The sequence below is a fragment of the Actinomyces sp. HPA0247 genome (assembly GCA_000411415.1).
Classification (GTDB): domain Bacteria; phylum Actinomycetota; class Actinomycetes; order Actinomycetales; family Actinomycetaceae; genus Pauljensenia.
Genome location: KE150450.1, coordinates 1044524 through 1067117 on the forward strand (window position 1 = coordinate 1044524; position 22594 = coordinate 1067117).

Genomic DNA, 22594 nt, shown 5'->3' on the forward strand with positions numbered 1-22594 from the left:
TTTTCCCAACGTTTCCAAGGGTGATGTACGTCCCAATGAGTTCGTGTGGGTTACGTCATTTCCATTGGTAGCCTCCGTGTTAAAGAATGTCCGGCGTGCGCCCGCGCCCGGACACCCTTCAGACACGAGGAGAGCCATGAGCGCGACCGAACCCGCGGCCAAGAAGAGCCGCTACCTGCTCACTGACTGGAACCCCAACGACGAGTCCAAGTGGGACTCGAAGCTCGCGTGGCGCACGCTGTGGATCACGACCTACTCGCTGATCCTCGCCTTCTGCGTGTGGTTCCTGCCCAGCGCCATCGCGCCGAAGCTGACGCTTCTTGGCTTCGATCTGAACAAGTCGCAGCTGTACTGGCTCACCGCCCTCCCCGGCCTCGCCGCCGGCATCCTGCGCCTCATCTACATGTTCCTGCCCCCGCTCATCGGCACCCGTAAGCTTGTGGGTATCACCTCCCTGCTGTGCATCATTCCGATGCTCGGCTGGTTCTTTGCGGTCCAGGACAACACGACCCCCTACTGGGTCCTGCTGACCCTGGCCTTCATGTGTGGAATCGGCGGCGGCTCGTTCTCCGGCTACATGCCCTCGACCGGCTACTTCTTCCCCAAGCGCCTCGCCGGCACGGCGCTCGGCCTGCAGGGTGGCATCGGTAACCTCGGTATGTCCGTCATCCAGCTGGTCGGCCCCATCCTCATGGGCTTTGGCCTCTTCGGCATGACCTGGCTGGCTCCGCAGACGCAGGCCAGTGGCGACCACGCGGGTGAGAGCATCTGGGTCTACAACGCTGCGGTCTTCTTCATTCCGTGGTGCCTCGTCGCCGCGATCCTCGCCTTCATCTGGCTGCGCGACGTGCCCGTCAAGGCCAACATCAAGCAGCAGCTCGATATCTTCTCCAACCCCAACACCTGGTACATGACCATCCTCTACGTCATGACCTTCGGTCTGTTCTCCGGCTTCTCCGCCGTCTTCGGCCTGCTCATCAACAACCAGTTCGGCCGCGAGTCCACCGTTGGTCTGCCGGTCCTGGGCGCGACCTTCGCCTTCCTTGGCCCCCTCATCGGCTCGATCATCCGCATGTCCTGGGGCATCTTCTGTGACCGCATGGGCGGCGCCATCTGGACCTTCATCTCCGGCGTCGGCATGGCCATCACACTGGCCGGTATCGCCTGGGTCCTGTACAACCCCACCGGTTGGACCGACTTCTACATCTTCATGGCGCTCATGCTTACCATGTTCCTGTTCTCCGGCTTCGGTAACGCCGGTACCTTCAAGCAGATGCCGATGATCATGCCGGCCCGCCAGGCTGGCGGCGCCATCGGCTTCACCTCCGCCATCGCATCCCTCGGCCCCTTCCTCGTCGGCGTCGCCCTCTCCGCGGTCGGCACCGGCGGTGCATGGGCCTTCTTCCTGGGATGCGCCATCTTCTGCGCCCTGTGCTCGGTCCTGTGCTGGGTCATGTACGCGCGCAAGAACGCCCCGTTCCCCGGCTGATCCATCCGGCACTGCGCGGTGCCGAACGGACCTGCCACTGCCTCGTCACTCGACTCTTAGGAGCACCCCATGACGAATCTCGAATCCGATATGACCTTCCCGACCTACGGCGGTGAGGTCAAGCCCGCGACCGGCGCAACCCTGTTTGCGCTCGGCTCGTGGCTGCGTCGCGGCAAGGCGTCCGCCGACGCGCGCCAGCTCTTCCTTGACGGCGGCCGCGAAGGCGACTCCTTCTACCGCGATCGCTGGAGCTACGACAAGATCGTGCGCTCCACCCACGGCGTGAACTGCACGGGCTCGTGCTCGTGGAAGATCTACGTCAAGGACGGCGTCATCACCTGGGAAACCCAGCAGACTGACTACCCGTCGACCGGCGCGGACATGCCCGAGTACGAGCCCCGCGGCTGCCCGCGTGGTGCGGCGTTCTCGTGGTACGAGTACTCGCCGACCCGTATCAAGTACCCCTACGTGCGCGGCGTCCTGCTCGACATGTTCCGCGAGGCCAAGAAGCGCCTCGGCGATCCGGTCGACGCGTGGGCCGCGGTCGTTGAGGACCCGGAGAAGGCGCGCGCTTACAAGTCGCAGCGCGGCCGCGGCGGCATGGTCCGCGTGTCCTGGGAAGAGGCGATGGAGATCGTCGCCTCCGCCTACGTGCACACGATCAAGCAGTACGGCCCGGACCGCATCGCCGGCTTCTCGGTGATCCCCGCCATGTCGATGATCTCCTACGGTGCGGGCGCCCGCTTCCACGAGCTCATCGGCGGCACCATGCTGTCCTTCTATGACTGGTACGCGGACCTCCCGCCGGCCTCCCCGCAGGTCTTCGGCGACCAGACCGACGTGCCCGAGGCCGGCGACTGGTTCAACTCGCAGTACCTCATCATGTGGGGCACCAACCTGCCGCTGACCCGTACCCCCGACGCACACTTCATGGCCGAGGCCCGCTACCACGGCCAGAAGGTCGTCGTTGTGTCCCCGGACTTCGCGGACAACACAAAGTTCGCGGACGACTGGTTGCGCGTCCAGCCCGGCACGGACGGTGCCCTGGCCCAGGCCATGGGTCACGTCATCCTCAAGGAATTCCACGTCGGCAAGCGCGAGCCCATGTTCCTGGACTACATGAAGCGCTACACCGACGGCCCGTTCCTCGTGGAGATCGGCGAGGTCGGCGACGGTGCCCACGAGGGCATCGATCCGGCGACGCTGGTTCCCGGCAAGTTCCTCACGGCCGCCAAGATGCCCGAGGGCACGACCGAGCGCACCGAGAACAACGAGTTCCGTCCCCTCGTCATCGAGGCCGACGGCACGGTCAAGGACCCGGGTGGCACGCTCGCCGATCGCTTCGGCGAGGAGGGCGCAGGCCACTGGAACCTCAACCTCGATGGCGTCGAGCCGGTCCTGTCCATCATGGACACGAACGAGTGGGGGGGCGTCGAGATCGCCCTGCCGCGCTTCGACCTGCCGGCGGCCTCCGGTCAGGCTTCGGTCGGTGGCGGCTACGTCCTGCGTGGCGTGCCCGCGCGCCGCGTGAACGGCCGCCTCGTGACGACCGTGTTCGACATCATGCTGGCCCACTACGCGGTTGAGCGCGAGGGCCTGCCGGGCCAGTGGCCCACCGACTACATGGACGCCTCCACGCCGGGCACCCCCGCGTGGCAGGAGGAGTTCACCTCGGTTCCCGCCGGAGCCGCCATCAAGATCGGTCGCGAGTTCGCGCAGAACGCGGTCGAAACCGAGGGCCGTTCCATGATCCTCATGGGCGCCGGCACGAACCACTACTACCACTCCGACCAGATGTACCGTACGTTCCTGGCGCTCACGGAAATGTGTGGCACCCAGGGCCGCAACGGCGGCGGCTGGGCCCACTACGTGGGTCAGGAGAAGGTCCGCCCGATCATGGGTTGGGGCTCCTTCACCTTCGCCCTGGATTGGGCGCGCCCGCCGCGTCAGATGATCTCCACCGGCTGGTACTACATGACCACCGACCAGTGGCGCTACGACGGGGCCCCGGCCTCGGCCATGGCGAACCCGATCAAGTCCTCGCACCTGGACGGCAAGCAGCTGGTCGACACGCTCGTCGAGTCGGTTCAGCGCGGCTGGATGCCCTGCTACCCGACGTTCTCCAAGGGTTCGACTCAGCTGGGTCGCGAGGCCGCCGAGGCCGGCATGGCTCCGGCGCAGTACGTGTCCCAGGAGCTGCGCGAGGGCCGCCTCCAGTTCGCGATCGAGGACCCGGACGCCCACCACAACGTCCCGAAGATCCTCGCGAACTGGCGCACGAACCTGCTCGGCTCGTCCGCGAAGGGCACCGAGTTCTTCCTGCGTCACATGCTGGGCACCGGCAACGAGGTCAACGCGCAGGAGCTGCCCGAGGGCTCCCGTCCCGCGACCGTCAACTGGCGTGACGCTCACCCCGGCAAGCTCGACCTCATGTGGGTCGCGGACTTCCGTAACACCTCGACGACGCTGCACTCCGACGTCGTGCTGCCGGCCGCCACGTGGTACGAGAAGCACGACCTGTCCTCCACGGACATGCACCCCTTCATGCACTGCTTCGACGAGGCCGTGAACCCGCCGTGGGAGGCGCGCACCGACTTCGAGGTGTTCCAGACGCTGGCACACCTCGTGGGACGCCTGGCCGCCGACCACCTGGGAACGCAGACGGACGTCGTCGCCGTCCCGCTGGGTCACGACTCCCCGGACGCCATGACCATGGCGAGCGGCGTCGTCCCCGAGCAGACGTGGACGCCCGGCAAGACCATGCCGAAGCTGGTCCCGATCGAGCGCGACTACACGCAGGTCGGTTACAAGTTCGACCGCATGGGTCCGCTCCTGGAAAAGGCTGGCCTGGCCGCCAAGGGCGTTGCGTTCAACGTCCAGGAGGCTTTCGAGGAACTCGGCGACCTCAACGGCCGTGCCCCCATGGACGGCAACGCCGGCGAGGGTGCGCCCCTGTGTGACACCGCGATCAAGGCGGCGAACATGGCGCTGCGCTTCTCGGGCACCACGAACGGCTCGCTGGCCGTTCAGGGCTTCCGTACGCTGGAAAAGCGCGTCGGCAACGAGATGGCGTTCCTGGCTGAGGGTGACGAGGAAAAGAAGATCACCTACCAGGACACCGTCCTGCAGCCGCGGTCCGTCATCACCAGCCCCGAGTGGTCGGGCTCCGAGCACGGCGGGCGCCGCTACAGCGCCTTCGTGCAGAACGTCGAGTGCCGCAAGCCGTGGCACACGCTCACGGGTCGCCCGCAGTTCTACATCGACCACGACTGGATGATGGACATGGGAGAGTCCCTGCCGATCTTCCGTCCCCCGCTCGACCTGGCGCACATCTACGGTGAGCGCCCCGTCGGCGACCACCGTCCCGGTCAGCCGGGTCAGGCCGAGGTCGCGGTGCGCTACCTGACGGTCCACAACAAGTGGGCCATCCACTCCCAGTACTACGACAACCCGTACATGCTGACGCTGGGTCGTGGTGGCCAGACGGTGTGGATGAGCCCGCAGGACGCCGAGAAGATCGGCGTGCGCGACAACGAGTGGATCGAGGCGAAGAACCGTAACGGCACCGTGTCGGCTCGCGCCGTTGTCTCCCACCGCATCCCGGAGGGCACGGTGTTCATGCACCACGCCCAGGATCGCCAGATCAACACCCCGCTGAACGAGGAGTCCGGCAAGCGCGGCGGTACGCACAACTCGCTGACCCGAATCTTCATTAAGCCGAGCCACCTGGCCGGCGGATACGCGCAGTTCGCCTACGCGTTCAACTACTACGGTCCCACCGGCAATAACCGCGACGAGGTCACGGTTATCCGCCGCCGCTCCCAGGAGGTGCAGTTCTGATGAAGGTCATGGCTCAGATCGCGATGGTGATGAACCTCGACAAGTGCATCGGCTGCCACACCTGTTCCGTCACCTGTAAGCAGGTGTGGACGAACCGTGAGGGCACCGAGTACATCTGGTTCAACAACGTCGAAACCCGTCCCGGCGTGGGCTACCCCCGCGGTTGGGAGGACCAGAAGAAGTGGAAGGGCGGCTGGAAGCGTACCGCCACGGGCCGCCTCGTTCCCCGTCAGGGTGGACGCGTCGCCTCGCTCGCGAAGATCTTCGCGAACCCGACGCAGCCGACCATGAAGGACTACTACGAGCCGTGGACCTACGAGTACGACAAGCTGCTCCAAGCGCCCGCGAACTCCCGTGCGATCCCGACGGCCCGCGCGAAGTCCACGATCACGGGCGAGCACATCGACAAGCCCGAGTGGGGCCCGAACTGGGACGATGACCTGGGCGGCTCCATGGAGACCCTGGATCAGGACCCGGTCCTGCACCAGATGAACCTCCAGGTCGCCAAGACCATCGAGGACGCGTACATGTTCTACCTGCCTCGCATCTGCGAGCACTGCCTGAACCCGACCTGCGTGTCGGCGTGCCCCTCGGGCGCGATGTACAAGCGCACCGAGGACGGCATCGTCCTCGTTGATCAGGATCAGTGCCGCGGCTGGCGCATGTGCGTGTCGGCCTGCCCCTACAAGAAGGTCTACTTCAACCACAACACGGGCAAGGCCGAGAAGTGCACGCTGTGCTACCCGCGCCTCGAGGTCGGCCAGCCGACCATCTGCTCGGAGACCTGCGTGGGCCGCCTGCGCTACCTGGGCGTGCTGCTCTACGACGCGGACCGCGTCACCTGGGCCGCGTCCCAGGAGGACGAGCGCGACCTCTACCGCGCCCAGCGCGAGATCCTGCTCGACCCGAACGACCCGCAGGTGGTCGCCCAGGCCCAGGCCAACGGCGTTCCCCACTCGTGGATTCAGGCCGCCCAGGAGTCCCCGATCTGGAAGCTCATCACCGAGTACGAGGTCGCCCTGCCGCTGCACCCCGAGTTCCGCACCCTGCCGATGGTCTGGTACGTGCCGCCGCTCTCCCCGGTCGTTGACCAGGTGACCGCGTCCGGCAGCGACGGCGAGGACCACAAGGTTCTGCTGTCCGCCATCTCGCAGATGCGCATCCCGCTGGAGTACCTGGCCGGCCTGTTCACGGCCGGAGACACGGCTCCCGTCGAGCTGGCGCTGCGTCGCCTCGCCGCGATGCGCTCCTACATGCGCGACGTCTTCGTCGACAACCCGACGAACGAGGAAATCCCGGCCTCCGTGGGCATGACCCCGGAGAAGGTCAAGGAGATGTACCGACTGCTGTCGATCGCCAAGTACGACGACCGCTTCGTCATCCCGACCGCCCACCCCGAGATGCCTCGTGGCATCAAGGAACTCGAGGGCTGCCCGGTGTCCTACGACGTCGAGGCCTTCCACGGCCTGGCCCCCGCCACGTCGAACCGCCCGATGGGTGGCTCGTCGCCGGAGGGACGCCAGATGCTCCCCCTTGAGGTCGTTCGATGAGTACTTTCGTCGGCATTCCGCGCATTCCTACGGCCGCTCCGGAGACGGAGATGGATCCGCAGGACGCGCGCGGCGTGCGCATGGCGGTCTCGGTTCTCCTGGACTACCCGGGGGATGACTTTGAGACCAAGCTGAACGCCGTCGAGGAGGCTCTGGCGGACCTGCCGGAGCCGGCCTCGTCGGCCCTGGCCTCGTTCGTGAGCTACGCTCGCGCCGCGGGCCTGCGCGCCATGCAGACCACCTACGTGGAGACGTTCGACCAGCGCCGCCGTTGCGCGCTCGGCCTGACGTACTACACGCACGGCGACACCCGTGGACGCGGCCAGGCAATCCTGGCGTTCAAGGAGGTGCTGCGCCGCGCCGGCTTCGAGATGGACCGCGAGGAGCTGCCCGATCACCTGCCGGTGGTCCTGGAGTTCGCGGCCTTCGACGAGACGGGTACGGCCGAGGGCCTGCTGCGCTCGAACCGCGAGGGCATCGAGGTGATCCGCACGGCGCTGCGCGCCGCGGACTCCCCGTACGCGCCGCTGCTGGATGCGCTGGTCGCGACGCTGCCCGAGCCGGACGAAAAGACCATTGAGGGCTTCCGTAAGCTCATTAGCCAGGGGCCGCCCACCGAGCTGGTGGGCGTGGGCGATCTGTCTGCCACGCCCTTCCCGACTTCCGAAACAACGATGGGACGGTAACGTTCATGGAATCCGCACTTTTGCATGCCGCGTCAGCACCTGCGACGCAGTCGCTGTCCTTCCTGGACATTGCCCTGTGGGTGGTCCTGCCCTACGTGTCCTTCGCGATCCTCATCGTGGGTCTCGCGTGGCGCTACAAGACGGACCAGTACGGCTGGACGTCTCGTTCCTCGCAGTGGAATGAGCCGACCATCCTGCGCTGGGCGTCGCCGCTGTTCCACTTCGGTGTTCTCTTCGTGTTCATGGGCCACATCCTCGGCCTCGTGATCCCGAAGACGTGGACCGAGGCGGCCGGCGTGCCCCAGCACGTGTACCACCTGACGGCGACGATCCCCGGTACGATCGCCGGACTCATGACGATCGTCGGCCTCGCGATGCTTATCTACCGCCGTCTGGTGTACAAGTCGGTACGCGTGGCGACGACCCGCATGGATATCGTCACCTACGTCATGCTGACCATCCCGGTGCTCCTGGGCGGCGCGGCGACGCTGCTCAACCAGGTGCTCGGAGGACATGAGGGCTACGACTACCGCGAGACGATCTCCGTGTGGTTCCGCTCGATCTTCTACTTGCACCCGCAGGCGCACCTGATGGTCGATGTGCCCCTCAGCTTCAAGCTGCACATCGTCGCCGGTCTGCTGCTCTTCTGCATCTGGCCGTTCACCCGCCTCGTGCACGCGGTGAGCGCGCCGGTCGGCTACGTGGCGCGTCCCCCGGTGGTCTACCGTGCGCGCGACGAGCGCCGCGAGCACCAGCTGACGCGCGGCGGTATGTCTGACTGATCGATGGTCGGCGCCCGCGCCGCGGTCCTGCCGAAGGGGCGAGGCCGTGGCCGGGTGATCGGCGGGACCGGGGGGCGGGCGAGAGCTCGCCCCCGAGTCTTTATCGTGGGGTGCGCGGTGTCACCTGCGTGAATAGGTACTTCGACCCCGCGTAATGAGACCACTCGGTGGTATTGGCCGTGCGGAGCAGCTTGTATGCTGGGTAGAATAAAGAGCACTTTGTAAGTAACGTAACAGGTTTAATGCCGTTTGGTGATGCTCGTCATGTGCATTTCCGCTGATTATGAGGGAGAGAGGACTATTGATGAATGACACCTCCCGTTCTCGGCCCCTGGCTGAAACACTCGCCGCGATGGCTGCCCTGACACCCGCGCAGCACGCTCTCCTGGAGCGCATTTCGCACCATGCGAGCCCCGTCACTGTCGCAGAACTGGCCCAGGAGGCCGGCTTGCACGTGTCGAGCGTGCGCGAGACCCTCGAGGGCCTGTTTGCGCTCGGCCTGGTCGAGAAGCAGCAGCTTCCCTCGTCGGGGCGAGGCCGTCCCGCGCTCGGCTATTCGACGACGACTCCGGCAGATCCGTCCTTCGCTGCCCAGATGCTGCACCAGCTCACCTCGTCTTTGCTGGCCTGGTTGCGTGCGGATGCGGCGGATCCTGCCGCGTCTGTGCGTGAGATTGGCTCGCGGTGGGCCGATGCCGCGCTCGTGACGATGGAGGTCCCGGATCATAGCCACGCGCCGAGTCGTCGTCCGGTGCGCGACACCTTCAACATCGCGGCCCACCTGGGCAAGGTGCGCCTGTTTATGAACGCGATGGGCTTCGCGTCGATCCCTCACGACACCGATCCGATGGCGGTCGTGCTGACGGCGTGCCCGTTCAGTGAGCCGGGCACGCCGGACGATCTTGCGCTGGAACTGCGTCGCGGCATTGTCGAGCGCGTGTTCGAGCGAACGGCGACCGGATTTGCCACGTGGTCAATTGACGTCGATCCGATGGATCCGCTGCGCATGACGATCTACATTCGTCCGCTGAACGAGGCGAACCCGAAGCCTCTGTCGACGACCCTGCACTTCTTCGGTGGTGCCGCTGAGGCGGCCGGTGGATACGTGCGTGAGGTGCCCTCTTCTGAGACGCCGGAAATGCTCGGTGACCTCATTGAACAGCTGAGCGCGGAGAGTCCCGAGCTGGCACGTATCCTGAGCGTGTCGAGCTACCTTGTGAACGAGCGTTCGGCCCGCCCGGATAGCGAGCTTGCGCCGGGTGCGCGCGTCGATGTGCTGCCCCCCTTCGCCGGTGGGTGAGATTTACTAGTCATTTGTGTGGGGCGGTCAGGGTTGTGAGACAATCCTGACCGCTTCATCGTAGGATGAAGACAAAGCCTCTCCCATCATTGGAGGATCCCATGTCCGCAGAGATTGCAACCGGTATTACCGAGGACCCCCTGGATGCGGCCGCGCTGATCAACAGTGCTCGCCGTGACACCTGTGGTGCCGTCGCATCTTTTATCGGCGCGGTTCGTAACCATGACGGTGGTGAGAGCGTGGATGCGATCGAGTACTCATCGCACCCCTCGTCCCCGCAGATTCTGCGGGAAATTGTCTCGGAAATGAGGGATCGTCCCGGCGTTCATTGCATTGTGGCGTGGCATCGCGTGGGCCGTCTGGAGATCGGTGACGATGCGATGGTCGTGGCCGTTGCGGCGGAGCATCGCGCGCAGGCGTTCCGCGCGGTCGAGACGATCGTCGAGGACGTGAAGGCGAAGCTGCCGATCTGGAAAAAGCAGGAGCTGTCCGACGGTTCGCACAACTGGTCGGGTCTGTGAGATGACGATCGGCGATCCCTATTCGCGTGAGGTGGCCGTCTCGGGCCGCTCCGTCGCGCTTCCGCTCATCAATCAGCCCCTCCCGTACGAGGCCGGGGACCCTGCGCTGGAACGTTTCCGTCGTAACTGGCTGGTGTCGGGTATCGGCGAGGCCGGTCAGGCGCGCCTGGCTGCGTCCCGTGTGCTCGTGGTGGGCGCGGGCGGCCTCGGCTCGCCCGTCCTCCTGTACCTGACGGCGGCCGGCATTGGCACGATCGGCATCTGTGACTCCGACGTTGTTGAGGTGTCGAACCTGCAGCGTCAGCTGCTGCACGGCGAGGGCGACGTGGGGGATCCGAAGCCGGATTCAGCCGTGCGTCATCTCAGTGGGCTCAACTCGTCGGTGCATTTTGAGCGCTTTGGGCACGTGACCCGCGAGTGGCTGGATGAGCACGGCCGCGAGTGGGATCTGATTGTGGAGTGCACGGATAACTTCGACGCGAAGTACCTGGTGGCGGACTACTGCGCTGATTCGGGCGTGCCGCTCGTGTGGGGCACGGTCGTGTCGATGGCCTTCCAGGTGAGCGTCTTCTGGTCCCAGGCGCCGGCCCCCGTGCCGTCGCTGACGCTACGCAGCCTGCACCCGGTCAAGCCTGCTCCCGGGACGACGCCGGCCTCGCCGAAGGTCGGCGTGCTTGGCCCCGTCGTCGGCCAGGCGGGCACCGCGATGGCGACGGAGGCTATCAAGGTGCTGGTGGGCTTCGGCGAGCCGCTCATCGGGCGTGTCCTCATGATGGATGCGGCGACGCAGCGTGCCGACGTGCTGACTTTCGCCCCGTGGGAGTGACCCCCGTGGCCCCGCGCGCTGACGTGGCGGCGATTGTCGTCGGCGGAGGCGGGGGCGAGCGCCTGGGTGGCGTGTCGAAGCCCGACCTGACGCTGGGTGGTGTGCGTTTGATCGACCGCGTGTGCGGGGTTTTGGTGGAGGCGTGCGGCGCGGGATGCGTGGCCGTCGTGCCCCCGACCGTGCGCGTCCCGGAAGGGGTCGTGCGCACGCTCGAGGATCCGCCGAGCGGTGGCCCGCTGGCCGGTATCGATGCGGGCTTGCGCGCGCTGGGCGTCGACGACGACGTTCTGGTTGTCGTGGTCTCCGTCGATGCGCCCGGTGTGGGTGCTTTCCTGCCTGCCCTCCTCGAACCTGCGTTGGGTGAGGGGGTTGAGGGTCGTATCGTGCGCGGCGGTGATCCGGAGCCTTTCGATCAGTACCTCATGGGTGTGTATCGCGCGGGGGCGCTGCGCCGCGTTATCGACGAGGCCGTGGCCGCCCTCGGGTCCGTGCGCGGCGTGGGGGTGCGTCGGGTACTGCGCGCGCTCGCGCTCGAGCGGGTCAGGGTTGACGCTGACGTCTGCCGGGATATTGATACCCCCGAGGATGTGGCCTGGTGGCAGGATTTTCTGGGCAACTGATTTGTAAGTAATGCCACAGAGGGTATAGGTTGGGAGGGTCAGCGTCTCACGGCTCATTCCCATCAAGGTGCCCTCATGAAACTTCGTCACGGACAGCTGTGGCAGCGGCTTGGACTGGCCATAGTGTCAGGAATTCTCATCGCAAGCCTCGCTCCCTCCACTATCGCCGCGCCACTAGACGGTCAGGAACTGGGCGGCGACGCGGAGTCCACCGACCTCGACCTGTCACGTTCGGACAGCGGGGTGGCCGATCCGGCCGACTCCCAGGACGGTGCGGCCTCGGACGGCACTGACGCCTCCGAGTCTGCCGAATCCGCCGACTCCACCGAGTCTGCCGACGCAGCCACGGCCTCGTCCCAGGAGGAGAACGCCGACGTCCGCACCTACGTCTATCCCGGAACCTCTGGACCGACCCGCGTTCATGTCATCTCCACCCAGGGATCGGACGCAATCCTGCTCGAATCCAAGGGAGTATTCGGCATGATCGACGGAGGCGAGGGGCAGGGTGCGCCCGACGGCTCCGACCCCCGCTACCCCCTGCGACCGGGGACCACCCCGGCGCCCAAGGGGGACACGCAACGGATCCTGGACTACATGTCATCCCAGGGGGTGACCTCCTCGAACCTGGCCTTCTACCTGGGCACCCACCCTCACTCCGACCATATCGACAATGCGGACGACATCATCTACCGCTTCCATCCGCAGGTTATCTTCAGCCCGGAATACTCCGACGCCTGGATCTCAAACCCGAATGCGCTCTGGGACAACCAGTGGGTCTATGACCGCATGATTGCCGCCGCCTCCTGGGCGCAGCGCAGCTACGGCGCGCAGCTCGTCCAGCACGTACGGAACTACGACACGCACGTGCAGCTCGGCGACATGGACGTTCAGCTGATTCCCTTTGATCCCCAGGAGTCCTATCAGCGCCACCCCATCCGCGATGCGAACCTGCTCGGCTGGGGGAGCGTCGTCTCGGCCTTCGGGCACCGCGCATTCCTCGCCGCTGACCTCGAAATCGAGGGGGACCTCGAGGATCGGATAGCGGCCGTCGTTGGGCATGTTGACATGCTCAAGGCGGGGCACCACGGCCTGGCGACCTCGAACTCAGAGTCTTTCATGGCCACCCTCTCGCCCTCGATGATCATTCAGACGAACCCCGAATGGGTGACCCCGGACCGCCTGACGACGTCAGTCACCGTCAGCGGCACCGCGTCATGGGCGCCAACCGCTGACCTGTGGGACAAGGCGCGCATTCCCGCCGTCGTGGGAACCTTTAGCGAATCGGGTATCAGTTACAACGACCTGTCAGCCGCTTCTTGGGGACACGAGTATTACCAGGGCGTCACGCCGCGGGCGTGGTGGTTCCAGGGTGCGCGCCCCCAGTCGACGTACGGCTGGTGGAAGGGCTGGTCAGGCAACTGGTACTTCTTTGCGGATCACCCCTATTGTGCGACGAGCCAGTGGGTGAATGATCGCGGCACCTGGTACTGGATGGATTCCACCGGCGCTATGGCGACAGGGTGGATCTACGACGGAAGCTCCAGATACTACCTTGACGACAAGGGGAACCCGACCGCGCAGGGGTGGCAGAGCGTCGATGGGAACTGGCACTATTTCGTCGACGGTCGCGCCTCAACCGGATGGTTGGCCGACCGAGGGACCTGGTACCGCTTGGACGAGTCGACCGGCGCGATGCTCACAGGCTGGCAGAAGGTCGACGGACACTGGTACTACATGCTCTCCTCTGGCGCTATGGTCACGGGGTGGCAGAGTATCGACGGCTCCTGGTACTACTTCGATGGTGCAGGCACGATGGCTACCGGGTGGATCCAGGACGGCGGTTCCTGGTACTACATGAACGAATCCGGGAAGATGGTCTCAGGCTGGCTGCACGACGGTGACGCCTGGTACTACATGAGCTCATCGGGCGCGATGACTGTCGGTTGGCAGAACGTGGGTGGGACCTGGTATTACTTCCCCGGCTCTGGCGTCATGGCCACGGGGTGGATCCAGGACGGTGGGTCCTGGTACTACATGAACGACACGGGCGCCATGGTCACCGGGACGCAGGTCGTCGATGGTCGACGCGCAACCTTTGCGCCCTCGGGTCGCTGGACCGGCTACCTCCCCTGATTCCGGCTGCCCCTGATCCTGCCGAGGCCTCGTCTCCGATCATCGGCATGGTTCCCCGCAAATGTCGCATGCAATTCCCATGTCAACCTTTCGAACTTTGAAATGGGAATGTTGGTATTTCAACGTTTTCTCGATACCTAAGAAAACTTAGGAGAGCCAAATTGCATGCGACATTGAGAGAGGGGGAGAGGGGGAGGGGGACGGAGATAAGGGTTAGCGCTGCTCGTCGAGCTGGTGGAAGATCGCGGTGAGCAGGGGGGTGACCACCTCGAGGGTGTCGAGCGCGCCGCCGCGCGAGCCGGGGGAGGAGATGATGAGCGCGCCCGAGGCGTCGCGCGCCGTCACGCCGACGACCTCCCGAGACAGACCCGACAGCGGGGTGTTGGCGAGGCCGTGGGCGCGGATCTGCTCGGCGATGCCCGGGATCTCGACCTCGACGATGGAGCGGACGACCTCGGGCGCGTAGTTGCCCACTCCAAAGCCCGATCCGCCCAGAACCAGGATGAAGCGCGCGCCGGCCTCGAGCGCGTCGCGGATCTCCGTCTCGAGGATATCGGCGCTCTCGGGGATCGCCGCGACCGTCACCGGGCCGAGGCCCGCCTCTGCCAGTGCGGCAGTGCAGGCGGGGGTCGCCCGATCCTCCTTCGTGCCGCGCTGAATGCGGTCGGAATAGGTGATGACGTGGGCGCTGATCTGGCTCAGGTCGTAGTCGACGGGCTTGGGCATGGTGTCCTCCAGGACGTGGTGACTTGCTGGTGACTGTGATCCTAGTCCCTCCTTCGTGTCAAGGTGGGGTGGGGATGGGTGCGGGCGTGACGGCGATTTTGTGGGTGTGTCGGCCGAGGCAAATGAGGCCTGTGTGGGGCCTCGCGAGTCCAGCCATCGTCGAATGTATGGAGTTGCTGCCGATTGCCCGTATTTACTATGGCTAAAAACAAGTTAAATGGAGCTCTTCATTTCACTGAAATGAGGGGGAAAAGTAACGATTCGGATGCGGATCTGTGAATCGTTGCGTGCGTGCCGCATACCTTGTTAGATTTAATGCGTTCCATTCCCTCATAAAAGGAGAGGCGAGTGCGCTCCCTTCGCATCCTTCCCGTCCTCGGCGCGGCCGCCCTGGCCCTCGCCGCCTGCACCTCCGGCTCCCCCGCCGCGGACTCCACGGCCTCGGCGCCCGCGACCCAGCCCGCCGCCGAGACCACCGTCCTCAACGTCTACGCCGCCGCCTCGCTGACCGAGACCTTCGGTGAGCTCGAGAAGACCTTCGAGGCCGCCAACCCCGGCGTGGACGTGCGCTTCAACTTCGCGGGCTCCCAGGACCTCGTGACCCAGCTCGGCGAAGGCGCGGACGTCGACGTCCTGGCCACCGCCAACGAGTCCACCATGAAGAAGGCCGCCGACGCCTCCCAGGTCGACGCGCAGACCATCTTCGTCACCAACACCCTGGTCCTCATCACCACGCCCGGCAACCCCGCGGGCATTACCGGCCTCGACTCCTCGCTCGAGGGCGCCAAGCTGGTCATCTGCGCGCCCGAGGTCCCCTGCGGCAAGCTCACCAAGACCCTCACCGAGAACCTCGGCGTGACCCTCAACCCTGTCTCTGAGGAGCAGGCCGTCACCGACGTGCGCGGCAAGGTGGCCTCCGGCCAGGCCGACGCCGGCATCGTCTACAAGACCGACGCCCTCGCCGAAGGTGACGCCGTCGACACCGTCGAGATCCAGGGCGCCAATGAGGCCGTCAACAAGTACCCGATCGCCCTCGTGAGTGCCTCGACCAAGAAGGATCTGGGAAGCAAGTGGATCGACCTGGTCCTCTCCGCCGACGGACAGAAGGTCCTCGAAGACGCCGGCTTCACGCCCGCCGCGAAGTAACATCGACAGGTGACATCGCGTCGAACGCCCGCCGTGAGCCCCCTGCCCATCTGGGCGGGGGGCCTCGGCGCGCTTGCCCTGTGCTTCCTGCTCCTGCCCCTGGCCTTCATGCTGGGGCGCGTCAACTGGGCGACCCTGGGAGCAACCCTCGCCACCCCCGAGGCGGCCTCGGCCCTCGGTCTGTCGATGCGCACCTGCCTGATGGCGCTCGGCGTCGACCTCCTTCTCGGCGTTCCCGCGGCCCTCGTCCTGTCCCGCTCGTGGCGGGGCGTGCGCGCCGCCCGCATCCTCGTCGCACTGCCGCTCTCGCTGCCGCCCGTCGTCGCCGGCATCGCGCTCCTCGCGGCCTTCGGTAGGCGCTCCACCCTCGGGGCCCTCCTCAGCGGCGCTGGCCTCGACATCGCCTTCACGACAACCGCCGTCGTCATCGCCCAGGTCTTCGTCTCCCTGCCCTTCCTCATCGTCACCCTCGAATCCGCGCTGCGCGCGCGTGAGCAGGGACTCGACGAGATGGCCTCCTCCCTCGGCGCCTCGCCCTCGCGCGTCTTCTGGCAGATCACCCTGCCCACCGTGCTTCCCGGCCTCGGTCGCGGCGCGGCCCTCGCGCTCGCCCGCTGCCTTGGCGAATTCGGTGCGACCCTCACGTTCGCTGGGTCCATGCAGGGCGTGACCCGCACGATGCCCCTCCAGATTTACTTGGCCCGCGAGTCCGACGCGGACCTGGCCCTCGCGCTCGGCGTGGTCCTCCTCGGCGTCGCCGCCCTCGTCGTCGCGCTCACGGAAACCCCGTGGGGTCGCATCGCCTCGCTCATTCGTTCGACGAGGCTGGGGCGGGCTGCCGCTCCCGGCGCTCCTTCCGCTCCTTCCTCCGAGGCCTCGACCGCGCTCGCGGGAGATGCGGGGGAGGGCGCGGACGTGCGCGTCGCCGGAACCATCGCCGAGCGCGGCTGGAAGGTGGACGCGGAGCTGCGCCCCGGCCTCGTGACGGCCGTCGTCGGCCACAACGGCGCCGGAAAGTCCACGCTCGCCCAGGTGATCGCCGGGACCCTGCGTCTCGATCAGGGCAGCGCCCGCATCGGCGAGCGCGTCGTCGACGACGCCGCCACGTTCGTGCCCGCGCGCCGACGCGGCGTCGCCATGGTCTCCCAGGCCCCCCGCATCTTCACGCACATGAGCGTGCTGGCCAATGTCGCGTTCCCGCTGCGCGTGCGCGGGGTGGGGCGCGCCGAGGCACGGGCCGCCGCACTCGAGCAGCTGCGAGCCGTCGGCATTGACGACCTCGCGCACAAGCGCGCCTCCGACCTGTCCGGCGGCCAGGCCGCCCGCGTCGCGATCGCCCGCGCGCTGGTCTTCCGCCCCGAGGTCCTCATCCTCGACGAGCCCACGGCTGCCCTCGATGTCGAGGCCACCGCCCAGGTGTCCTCCGTCCTGCGCCAGCGCCTCACCGGCGCGGGAATCACGACCCTGCTCGTCTCGCACGACATCGCCGAGGTCCTGGCCCTCGCCTCCCACATGATCGTCATGGGGGACGGGCGCGTCGTCGAGGAGGGTGAACCCGCCCGCGTCCTCGCCTCGCCGCAGTCGGTGTTCGCCGCCCGCCTGGCCGGGCTTAACATCGTGGCCGGTCCCATTGCGATGCGCCCCGGCATGGTCGGCGTGAGCGTCGGAGAGGGCGAACTGTGGGCGGCCGACCTGTCCGGGTTTGACTCGGCTGACGCTGGTCGTGTCGACGTGGCGTCCGGCGATGCGGCCGATGATGTCGTTTCCGGCGGAAGCGGTCAGGGTGGCCGCGTCGCGCTTACCTTCCCGCCCGAGGCTGTGGCTCTCTCCCGCGAGGAATCCCACGCCTCGCCGCGGTCCGTCCTACCCGGTGTCGTCGCGGGCATCGACGTCGACGGCTCCCTTGTCAGCGTGCGCGTCGCGCTCGCGGAGGGCGTGTCAGTGACCTCCCGCGTGACAGCCTCCGCGTGGGCCGAGCTCGGCCTCGGCGTCGGTGATCGCCTCTGGGCGAGCGTCAAGGCCACCCAGGTCCGCGCGATCCGTATCGCGGCCGCCTCCTGAACGGCGCGTGTGCCTCGCACCTGCGGATACACGGGGTGGGACAGGCATGGCAGGCAGGTCAGTGTCGTGCGGGCGCGACGAGGCCGTGGCGGGGTTCTTGCCGATGGGTTGAATTTTGTCACGCTTCATATGTTGTAATTCTTTGTTTTCGCACGAGTGGGCGCGTGCTCAGTGTGGGGGATGCCACCCTCTATTTTGCCGGGTATTCAGCGGTTTTAGTCAGTGCGAGCCCGCTCATAGTGGACGCCTTTGACTCTGTGCTTTGGGTTTCCTAAGTTGTGGTGAGGACTCAGGAGGTACGTCATGACAACACAGGGTCACCACGAGGCCACGCGCCCCTATCAGCTCGGCATCGATGTCGGCTCGACGACGGTCAAGGCTGTCGTTTTGGATGGAAATCGCCGTCTTTTCTCCGACTACCGTCGACATAACGCCGACGTGCGCGCATCCCTGGGGGCCCTCCTCGCCGACGTCGAGCGTGCCCTGCCCGGCGCCCGCGTTCACGCGGCCATCACCGGCTCCGGCGGCCTGACGACCGCCCGCGCCATGGGAATCCCCTTCGTTCAGGAGGTCATCGCGGGCACCGAGGCCACCCAGCGCCTGCACCCCGAGGTCGACGTCGTCATCGAGCTGGGCGGCGAGGACGCCAAGCTCACCTACCTGCACCCCACCCCCGAGCAGCGCATGAACGGCACGTGCGCGGGCGGTACGGGCGCCTTTATCGACCAGATGGCGACGCTCCTGCACACGGACGCCTCCGGCCTCGGCGAGCTGGCGACCCGTCACACCCAGCTCTACCCGATCGCCTCGCGCTGCGGCGTCTTCGCCAAGTCCGACATCCAGCCCCTCATCAACCAGGGTGCCGCCCACGAGGACCTGGCCGCCTCCATCTTCAACGCCGTCGCCACCCAGACCATTGCGGGCCTGGCGTGCGGGCGCCCGATCCGAGGAACCGTCATGTTCCTCGGCGGCCCCCTGCACTTCCTGCCGGCCCTGCGCGAGGCCTACAAGGCCCTCCTGCCCAAGGCCGACGCCTTCGTCACCCCCGACGACGCCCAGCTCTACGTCGCGATCGGCGCCGCCCTCCTCGCGCAGAAGGAAGCCGCCAAGAAAGCGCGTCAGGCCGAGGAAGCGGGCGCGACCTCCGTCGAGACCCGCGGCGAGAAGCTCACGACCCTCATGGAGCGCCTCGCCGCCGCCCCGGTTCAGGTGGAGTCCCCGCGCATGGACCCGCTCTTCGCCACCCCCGAGGATCGCGAGGAGTTCATCGCCCGCCACAGCCTCGACGTCATCCCCAAGGCCAGCCTCGACGAGGCCGAGGGCCGCTGCTGGCTCGGCATCGACGCGGGTTCGACGACGATCAAGGCCGTCGTCATCGACTCCCAGGATCGCATCGTCTTCACCCACTACGCCTCCAACGAGGGCGACCCCGTGGCCGCGGCCGTCGACATCGTGCGCGCCGTGAGAAGCGCCCTGCCCGAGGGCTGCGAGATCGGCCGCTCGTGCGCGACCGGCTACGGCGAAGGCCTCGTCAAGGCCGCCCTCACCATGGACGAGGGCGAGATCGAGACGATGGCCCACTACCGGGCCGCCGAATTCATCTGCCCCGGCGTCACCTCCGTCATCGATATCGGCGGCCAGGACATGAAGTACCTGCGCATCCGCGACCACGCGGTGGACTCCATTTCCGTCAACGAGGCCTGCTCCTCGGGCTGCGGCTCCTTCCTGCAGACTTTCGCGCAGACGATGGGCACCGACGTGCGGTCCTTCGCGCGCATGGCGATGGAGTCCGAGTCCCCCGTGGACCTGGGGACGCGCTGCACGGTGTTCATGAATTCCTCCGTCAAGCAGGCGCAGAAGGAAGGCGCGGACGTGCGCGACATCAGCGCCGGCCTGTCCTACTCCGTCGTGCGTAACGCCCTCTACAAGGTCATTAAGCTCAAGGAGCCCTCGGACCTGGGCGAGCGCGTCGTCGTCCAGGGCGGAACCTTCCTCAATGACTCGGTGCTGCGCGCCTTCGAGCTGCTCACCGGCCGCGAGGTCGTGCGCCCCGACATCGCGGGCCTGATGGGCGCGTACGGCGCCGCCCTGACCGCGCGCATGCACGACACGGGGGAGGGGACCTCGTCCCTGGCCACGATCGAGGCCCTCGAGGGCTTCGCCGTCGACACCACGCGCAAGACCTGCCGCCTGTGCCAGAACCACTGCCAGATGACGATCTCGACGTTCTCCAACGGCGAGCGCCACGTGTCGGGCAACCGCTGCGAGCGCGGCGCCTCCCTGGAGCGCGTGCCCAAGAAGTCGGAGCTGCCCAACCTCTACGACTGGAAGTACAAGCGGATCTTCGGATACCGCCGCCTCACCGAAAAGAAGGCCTTCCGTGGCGACATCGGTATCCCGCGCGTGCTCGGCATGTACGAGAACTACCCGTTCTGGTTCACGATGCTCACCGCGCTCGGCTTCCGCGTCATGATCTCGGGGCGCTCCAACCACGACCTCTTCGAAACCGGCATGGAGTCCATCCCCTCGGAGAACGTGTGCTACCCGGCCAAGCTCGTCCACGGGCACATCGAGTCCCTCCTGGACAAGGGCATCACGACGATCTTCTACCCCTGCGTCGACTTCGAGCAGAAGCTCACCGAGTCGGAAAACTCCTACAACTGCCCCATCGTGGCGACCTACCCCGAGGTCATCCGCAACAACATGGAGCGTCTCCTGGAGCCCGGCACGAAGTTCATCAGCCCCTTCGTGAACTTCGGTAACCGCGAGTACCTGCCCGCCCACCTGTCCAAGACCTTCAAGGAATACGGCTACGACATCCCGGTCGAGGAGATGAAGGCCGCCCTGGACAAGGCGTGGGAGGAGGACGCCGCCGTCAAGGCCGAGATCCGCGCGAAGGGCGTCGAAACCATCGAGTGGATGCGTGAGCACGGCGTGCGCGGCATCGTGCTGGCGGGCCGCCCCTACCACCTCGACCCCGAGATCAACCACGGCATCCCCGAGGTCATCGTCGGCCTGGGCATGGCCGTTCTCACCGAGGATTCCATCATCGACGCGCGCCTCGAGCGCCCCCTGCGTGTCCTTGACCAGTGGTCCTACCACTCGCGCCTCTACGAGGCCGCCGCCCGCGTCGGCGACGAGCCGGACCTCGAGATGGTCCAGCTCAACTCCTTCGGCTGCGGCGTCGACGCGATCACCGCCGACCAGGTCCAGGAGATCCTTGAGGGCCGCGGCGACGTGCACACCGTCCTCAAGATCGACGAGGTCTCCAACCTGGGTGCCGCGAAGATCCGCCTGCGTTCCCTCGACGCGGCGATCACTGAGCGCGCCACCCTCGCCTCGACGATCGACGAGGCCGGGGCCGGGGACGGCACGGATGGCGCGGAACTGGCCCCCGCCTCGTCCGTGGGACTCGTGTCGGGTTCCGTCGACACCGCCACCCTGCGCGACCCCTCCGGGGACGCCGCCCGCGAGGAGCAGGCCGGTCACATCAAGCCGCGCACAGCCTTCACCGAGGAGATGCGCGAGGCCGGCTACGAGATCCTGGCCCCCCAGATGTCCCCGATCCACTTCCGCTTCCTCACCCCGCTGTTCGCGACCGCGGGCCTGAAGGTGCGCGTCCTGGAGCACACGAGCCGCACCTCCATGGAAGTCGGCCTGAAGTACGTCAACAACGACTCGTGCTACCCGGCGATCGTCGTCATCGGTCAGCTCCTCGACGAGTTCATCTCCGGGCGCGCGGACCCCGACCGCACCGCCGTCGGCATCACGCAGACGGGCGGTATGTGCCGCGCCAGCAACTACGCGGCCCTGCTGCGTAAGGGCCTGCGCGACGCCGGATACCCGCAGGTGCCCGTCATCGCGCTGTCCGTCCAGGGCATCGAGGACAACCCCGGCTTCCACCTGGGGATCCCCCACATCCACAAGGCGATCCAGGCGTTCGTCATCGGCGATGCCATCCAGTCGATGCTGCTGCGCGTGCGCCCCTACGAGGCCACGCCCGGCTCCGCGATGGAGCTGTACCGCACGTGGGACGGCTACGTGCAGGAGTGGATCACGTCGGGCCGCGTGACGGCCCTCGGCGGGCGCGTCTCCTACGGGAAGATCATCCGCGAGTGCGTGCGTGCCTTCGACGCCCTGCCCCTGCGCGACATTCCGCGTAAGCCGCGCGTCGGCCTGGTCGGCGAGATCCTCGTGAAGTTCCACCCCGACGCCAACAACCACGCCGTCGACGTCATCGAGGCCGAGGGCTGCGAGGCCGAACTGCCCGGCCTCATGCAGTTCTTCCACAACTCCGTGGCGACCGCCGCGTGGGACAAGGAGAACCTGGGCATTGACGGCAAGCAGCGCTACATCATGCCGATTGTTTTGTGGGCGCTTAAGAAGTACGAGAAGCCCGTGCACCGCGCGTTTGCGGCCACGAACGGTAAGTTCGAGCCGCACCGGCCCATCGAAGAGATGATCGAGCGTTCCCAGGACATCGCGCGCCTGGGCAACCAGGCCGGCGAAGGCTGGTACCTGACCGCCGAAATGGTCGACATGATCGAACACGGCTGCCCGAACATCATCTGCGCCCAGCCGTTTGCGTGCCTGCCCAACCACGTCGTCGGCAAGGGCATGTTCCGCGCGCTGCGCACCCGCTACCCCGAGGCAAACATCGTGGCCGTCGACTACGACCCGGGCGCCTCCGAGGTGAACCAGCTCAACCGCATCAAGCTGATGCTCGCCACCGCCCTGCAGGACCCCCAGGCGCACGACGGCGACGTTCTGCAGCTGGTCGACGTCGAAGAGCCGACGTCGTGCGGCGGGTCCGGCTCCGTCATGCTCGGCATGCCGACCATCCCGACGAGGCGCGCGGCCTTCCGCTGACCCAGCCGTGACACCGAGAGGGGGACGGAGCTCGCAGGCTCCGTC

At 66.7% G+C, this 22594-nt stretch carries 14 protein-coding genes; 13 read left to right on the plus strand and 1 reads right to left on the minus strand.

Going from position 1 to position 22594, the window contains the following annotated elements; all coding sequences use genetic code 11:
• The first annotated feature begins 136 nt into the window (after positions 1-136).
• The 10 genes from HMPREF1478_RS04245 to HMPREF1478_RS10085 all read left to right on the plus strand — a co-directional run bounded on the left by HMPREF1478_RS04245 (position 137) and on the right by HMPREF1478_RS10085 (position 13747).
• The gene (locus tag HMPREF1478_RS04245; RefSeq protein WP_016460851.1) at positions 137-1489 is read left to right on the plus strand and encodes an MFS transporter; all 1353 of its coding nucleotides are present in this window, start codon (positions 137-139) and stop codon (positions 1487-1489) included.
• Between the two features lie 69 nt (positions 1490-1558).
• Positions 1559-5329 (plus strand): nitrate reductase subunit alpha, encoded by a 3771-nt coding sequence (locus HMPREF1478_RS04250; RefSeq protein ID WP_016460852.1) that lies wholly within the window; start codon positions 1559-1561, stop codon positions 5327-5329.
• Positions 5329-6879 (plus strand): nitrate reductase subunit beta, encoded by a 1551-nt coding sequence (gene narH / locus HMPREF1478_RS04255; RefSeq protein WP_016460853.1) that lies wholly within the window; start codon positions 5329-5331, stop codon positions 6877-6879. Before HMPREF1478_RS04250 ends, narH begins: the two co-directional genes overlap by 1 nt.
• Positions 6876-7565, plus strand: a complete 690-nt coding sequence (gene narJ / locus HMPREF1478_RS04260; RefSeq protein WP_016460854.1) for a nitrate reductase molybdenum cofactor assembly chaperone — start codon at positions 6876-6878, stop codon at positions 7563-7565. The genes narH and narJ overlap by 4 nt, the downstream gene beginning before the upstream one ends.
• A 5-nt stretch (positions 7566-7570) precedes the next feature.
• The gene (narI, locus tag HMPREF1478_RS04265) at positions 7571-8347 is read left to right on the plus strand and encodes a respiratory nitrate reductase subunit gamma (protein ID WP_016460855.1); all 777 of its coding nucleotides are present in this window, start codon (positions 7571-7573) and stop codon (positions 8345-8347) included.
• A gap of 304 nt (positions 8348-8651) precedes the next feature.
• On the plus strand, positions 8652-9647 hold the full coding sequence (locus HMPREF1478_RS04270; protein ID WP_016460856.1) for a MoaD/ThiS family protein: 996 nt from the start codon (positions 8652-8654) through the stop codon (positions 9645-9647).
• A 101-nt stretch (positions 9648-9748) separates the two neighbouring features.
• Positions 9749-10168 carry a molybdenum cofactor biosynthesis protein MoaE gene (locus tag HMPREF1478_RS04275; RefSeq protein ID WP_016460857.1) on the plus strand — a complete coding sequence of 140 codons (420 nt, stop codon included), beginning with the start codon at positions 9749-9751 and terminating at the stop codon, positions 10166-10168.
• Between the two features lies 1 nt (position 10169).
• Positions 10170-10994 carry a HesA/MoeB/ThiF family protein gene (locus HMPREF1478_RS04280; RefSeq protein WP_016460858.1) on the plus strand — a complete coding sequence of 275 codons (825 nt, stop codon included), beginning with the start codon at positions 10170-10172 and terminating at the stop codon, positions 10992-10994.
• A complete protein-coding gene (mobA, locus tag HMPREF1478_RS04285; protein WP_034474910.1) occupies positions 10985-11614 on the plus strand; it encodes a molybdenum cofactor guanylyltransferase in 630 nt (209 codons plus the stop codon). The genes HMPREF1478_RS04280 and mobA overlap by 10 nt, the downstream gene beginning before the upstream one ends.
• Before the next feature lie 75 nt (positions 11615-11689).
• Positions 11690-13747, plus strand: a complete 2058-nt coding sequence (locus HMPREF1478_RS10085) for a hypothetical protein (protein ID WP_016460860.1) — start codon at positions 11690-11692, stop codon at positions 13745-13747.
• Positions 13748-13960: 213 nt separating this feature from the next.
• On the opposite strand, the gene HMPREF1478_RS04295 is transcribed toward HMPREF1478_RS10085, so the two are convergent.
• Positions 13961-14473: a molybdopterin-binding protein gene (locus tag HMPREF1478_RS04295; protein WP_016460861.1), complete on the minus strand. Its 513-nt coding sequence runs from the start codon at positions 14471-14473 to the stop codon at positions 13961-13963.
• 348 nt (positions 14474-14821) lie between these two features.
• Between HMPREF1478_RS04295 and modA the strand changes: the two genes are divergently transcribed.
• The 3 genes from modA (at position 14822) to HMPREF1478_RS04310 (ending at position 22549) form a co-directional block, all read left to right on the plus strand.
• The gene (gene modA, locus HMPREF1478_RS04300; RefSeq protein WP_016460862.1) at positions 14822-15619 is read left to right on the plus strand and encodes a molybdate ABC transporter substrate-binding protein; all 798 of its coding nucleotides are present in this window, start codon (positions 14822-14824) and stop codon (positions 15617-15619) included.
• 9 nt (positions 15620-15628) lie between these two features.
• Positions 15629-17680, plus strand: a complete 2052-nt coding sequence (locus HMPREF1478_RS04305) for an ABC transporter permease (RefSeq protein ID WP_034474912.1) — start codon at positions 15629-15631, stop codon at positions 17678-17680.
• 303 nt (positions 17681-17983) lie between these two features.
• Entirely contained in the window at positions 17984-22549 is a 4566-nt protein-coding gene (locus HMPREF1478_RS04310; protein ID WP_016460864.1) for an acyl-CoA dehydratase activase-related protein, read from the plus strand.
• The last annotated feature ends 45 nt before the right edge of the window (positions 22550-22594 follow it).